We start from the raw sequence: 4008 nt of genomic DNA, 5'->3' as shown, positions 1-4008 counted from the left end.
TGACCACCTGGGCGCAGCGCAGCGATCTGCAGATTGCCGAAGCGCTGAACCGCCTGCTGGAAAACCGTGCCGACGACAGCGGCGCGTGGCGGCGCGGGGAGCTGAAGTTACGCCACTCACATCTGGGTAAAGGCGTGCTGCCGGACATCGCCCAGTGTGGTTGTGCCAGCCGACACTAAGAACAACCTGCCCCTGGCTGACCACGCCGCCTGGGGCAGATCATCTGTCTCCGCCCCTGCCATCGTCACAGCGACGGTTATTGCCCACAATATTATCATCACCAGAGACACCGCTACCCTGGCAGTGACTGCCCTCGCCACCCGCCCCTGGCAGGGAGGATGACCTCTTCCTGATGACCGTGTCGCGTCGCGGGCTGAGTTTGCCAAAGGGGTACCCGTGAGTAGCAGGTCATATTACCTTCCCGCCATATTAATGCTATCTTCTGCTGCACTAAGGCCGAACGGACAGATTCCGTGCCTGGTAAAAACGCTGTGATGTTATTACAATACGCCCCCTGATTTTTCAGTTTTATAGTGGCGGGGGCTGTTTATCATCTGTCATTGTAACAGCGCGACCGGTCTGCAAAGACACAGCATATAATTCCAATTACATAAAGGGACAATGCGTCCAGATGACAACGTTATCGTATAAGGAAATTAAAAAAACTGACCGCTATGAAATTCTGGCGCTGTTGCGTGAAGCCATGAAAAAAAGCGGCAGCGTTGAATTCCTCGTTCAGGGTCGCACCCTGAGCTGCCAGTTCCTGCACATTGATACCCAGGTTTTTAGTATCAGCCGGATGGAGGAGTTGCAGTCGGTGACTATGCCGGTTGAGGTGGTAATTAAAGGCAGCAGTGAGAAAATCGCTTTTACTACCTTCCAGATCGTGGAGAAAGAAGCGCCGGACTCTCTGACGTTTAATTTCCCGGCGGAAATTATTGTGACCCAGCGCCGCAGTGATATCCGCATAACAATACCGGAACGTTATAATTTCATCTGCGAGGGGCGTTTCCGCGACGGTTTCAGTCACCGACTGCGGGTGAAAGATCTGTCACGCAATGGCATCGGTTTACAGTATGAAGAAGCGTTACCTGAGCTGACGCGGGCGGGCATGCTGCTGAAAAATATGCTGGTCGATTTTGGCAACCTTGGCCAGTTCACCATGGATCTCACCGTATTGAGCATTAAAGAGATTACCGAACTTAGCCCCGAAAATCGCGAACACAGCTATCACATTTTCTCCTGCGCGTTCCACAAGCCCGCCAGCGGCTTCCTGCGTAAAATGGAAGAAACGGTGATGGGCATCATGCTGGAAGAGAAGCGGATGCGCCGTCTGCGCTAATCCGTAGTGCAGTGAACTTCAGACTTTCCCTCAACATCCTGCAGCGTTGTTTACTCTTTAACCGCCCGTTTATGCCGCCAGGCGTAAATGGGTGGGCCTGTTCTGCATCATTTTAAAAAAAATAAACTCAAATATTTACTTTTTCTGCACTTTCCTGACAAAGCGCGTTGTTAATAATCAATGACTTACGTTGTTTGATAGATTTTGCCTGTTAATCTTTATGGTTAATGAATTTTAACCAATATATAAGTCAAATCCGACAGGATATATTCCGCTTCGAAATCAGAGTATTCCTACTCTCCCATCTGCAGCCTCTGGTAAACAACAGAATGAACGCGTGGTGGAAAAAAATGGAATTCTCAAAATAAATCAATCATCTAAGCGTTGTTTTTCTGGAGATAAAAATGAAAAAAATCCTGTTATCTGTGGCTGCAGCAGCCATCGCTCTGACCGCAGTAAACGCACAGGCTGCTAACGGCACCGTTGCTTTCACCGGCCAGATTGTTAAAGCGACCTGTACAGTTGATAACGACAGCAAAAACCAGAGCGTGTTCATCGGTAAATACCCGACTACCGCGTTCAGCGCCGCCGGTGACGTGACCGCCTCTAAAGCGTTCAACATCAAGCTGGTTAACTGTGACACCGGTTCTTACAGCCTGCGTTTTGACGGCCCGACTCTGGCTGGCTACCCGAACCTGCTGGCCGTAAGCGCAGCGACCGGCGTGGGTATCGAGATTCTGTCTAACGACGAGAAAATCATCCCAATCAACCAGACTGCATCCACCACTGCACTGGCTGCTATCACCAACACCGCAGCGTCAGGTTCTACTGCTAACGGCACCGCGACTTTCAACCTGAAAGCGCGTTACAAGTCGACTACCGCTAACGTGACTGAAGGCGCGGCAAACGCCAGCTCTACCTTCACCATCGAATACAACTAATTAGTTAAACTGTGCTGCCAGGGATGGCGCACATTAAGAAGAGTTGAACGCATGAAAAAATTACTGGCCGCCGCCCTGTGCTGTGTTTCTCTGAGTGCCGCTGCAGGTATTCAGGTTGATGCAACCCGCGTGATTTACAACGGCGATACCAAGTCGGCTTCACTGGATATCCATAACGACCAGAACGACACCTATATGGTGCAGACCTGGCTGGATCACGGTGACGCGACCAAAATGCCGAAAGATATCCCGATTCAGGTGGTACCACCGGTGTTAAAACTGGCCGGTAAAAAAGAAGCCGTACTGCGCTTTATTTATTCAGGTAACGGGCTGCCGCAGGATCGCGAGTCGGTATTCTGGGTTAACGTGCAGGAAATTCCGCCGGCACCAAAAGAAGAAAACGTACTGCAAATTGCCGTGCGCACGCGAATTAAGTTGTTCTACCGCCCGGCCGGCCTGAATACCACCCTGCAGCAGCAGGCTGAGGCGCTGAAATGGCACCGTCAGGGTAGCCAGCTGGTGGTGGATAATCCGGGGCCGCTTAATGTCACCCTGGGAACCATTACGATTAAAAACAGTGCGGGCAAAGAAGAGAAGGTTAACGCAGAAATGGTTAAAGCATTCAGTAATGCGACGATCAAACTGCCGGCCGGCACTGAAAACAGTAAGCAGTTTACTTTCACCTTTATCAATGATTTTGGTGGCAACACCCAGGTGAAAGATATCCGTCTGTAATTGATGGAGCCATGATTTGCATTTATCGCATCGGATGAGAAGATTATGTTTTATTCAGCGGGCAGGGAAAAAGCAGGTCGCCAGGGAACGCGCAAGTTTCCCCTGAAGCGCGCGCTGGTGTCCACGCTGCTGCTGCTGAAATTCTCTCCGACGCTGGCAGAAGAACAGTTCAATACCTCATTCATTCACGGCGATGCCTCCAGCGTTGCCGCGCTGTCCGCCAGTGATGATATTCTGCCTGGCAGCTATCCGTTTGATATTTATGTCAACGCAGAGCGAGTCGATCATAAAGACGTCGAGTTTCGTAAAACCGATCCGGCTAAACCGATTCAGGTGTGCATCCCGGTAAAAGATTACCTGGCCTACGGCATTGAGCTGCAAAAGCTGAGTGGCGATCCGGCGGACTGTTTTGACCTGCCGGCCCATCTGCAGGGTGCCAGCGTGACCTATGACGCGGCCATCCAGAAAGTGGATATCTCGGTTCCGCAGATTTTCATGATCCCGACGCCAAAAGGGGCGATCTCATCGCGCCTGTATGACGACGGTATCAACGCCGCCTTTATCAATTACAACTTCAGCGGTTCTAAAAATCGCACGAAAAACAGCGGCGACAGCGATTATCTCTACACCTCGACCCAGAATGGCCTGAACCTTGGCCGCTGGCGGCTGCGCAATAATTCAAACTGGCAGAAACAGAGCGAAGGCCCCGGTAAGCTGACCTCGGTCGCCACCTGGGCGGAAACCGATATCGTACCCTGGCGCTCCAGGGTGCAGCTCGGGCAGCGCAGCACCAGCAACGCGGTGTTTGACAGCTTCCAGTTCCGTGGCGTGCAGCTGTTCAGCGTGCCGGAAATTCTGCCGGACAGCCTGCGTGGCTATGCACCGGTGGTTCGCGGCGTGGCTCGCACCAATGCACGGGTGGAGATCCGCCAGAACGGCTATACCGTTTACAGCACTAACGTCGCCCCCGGCCCGTTTGAGCTGAGCGAT

4 protein-coding genes are annotated in these 4008 nt (G+C 52.1%); all 4 read left to right on the top strand.

The window, feature by feature from the left end:
- The first annotated feature begins 631 nt into the window (after window positions 1–631).
- Complete coding sequence (locus NV64_RS15720) at window positions 632–1342, top strand: hypothetical protein (protein ID WP_056232780.1); 711 nt, start codon at window positions 632–634, stop codon at window positions 1340–1342.
- Window positions 1343–1746: 404 nt separating this feature from the next.
- Window positions 1747–2283 (top strand): fimbrial protein, encoded by a 537-nt coding sequence (locus tag NV64_RS15715; RefSeq protein WP_056232779.1) that lies wholly within the window; start codon window positions 1747–1749, stop codon window positions 2281–2283.
- 51 nt (window positions 2284–2334) lie between these two features.
- Window positions 2335–3018 (top strand): molecular chaperone, encoded by a 684-nt coding sequence (locus NV64_RS15710; RefSeq protein WP_056232776.1) that lies wholly within the window; start codon window positions 2335–2337, stop codon window positions 3016–3018.
- Window positions 3019–3063: 45 nt separating this feature from the next.
- A partial coding sequence (locus NV64_RS24130) for a fimbria/pilus outer membrane usher protein (protein WP_233208998.1) occupies window positions 3064–4008 on the top strand: 945 nt, incomplete at its 3' end.

Origin of the sequence: Erwinia sp. B116 (genome assembly GCF_002865965.1) — a bacterium.
Lineage (GTDB): Bacteria > Pseudomonadota > Gammaproteobacteria > Enterobacterales > Enterobacteriaceae > Erwinia.
Note: the sequence above shows the minus strand (reverse complement) of the source record. Positions and strands in the feature narration are given on the sequence as shown.

Coding starts and splice junctions, on each gene's coding strand:
- NV64_RS15720 (WP_056232780.1), top strand. CDS start 632: ATGACAACGTTATCGTATAAGGAAATTAAAAAAACTGACCGCTATGAA.
- NV64_RS15715 (WP_056232779.1), top strand. CDS start 1,747: ATGAAAAAAATCCTGTTATCTGTGGCTGCAGCAGCCATCGCTCTGACC.
- NV64_RS15710 (WP_056232776.1), top strand. CDS start 2,335: ATGAAAAAATTACTGGCCGCCGCCCTGTGCTGTGTTTCTCTGAGTGCC.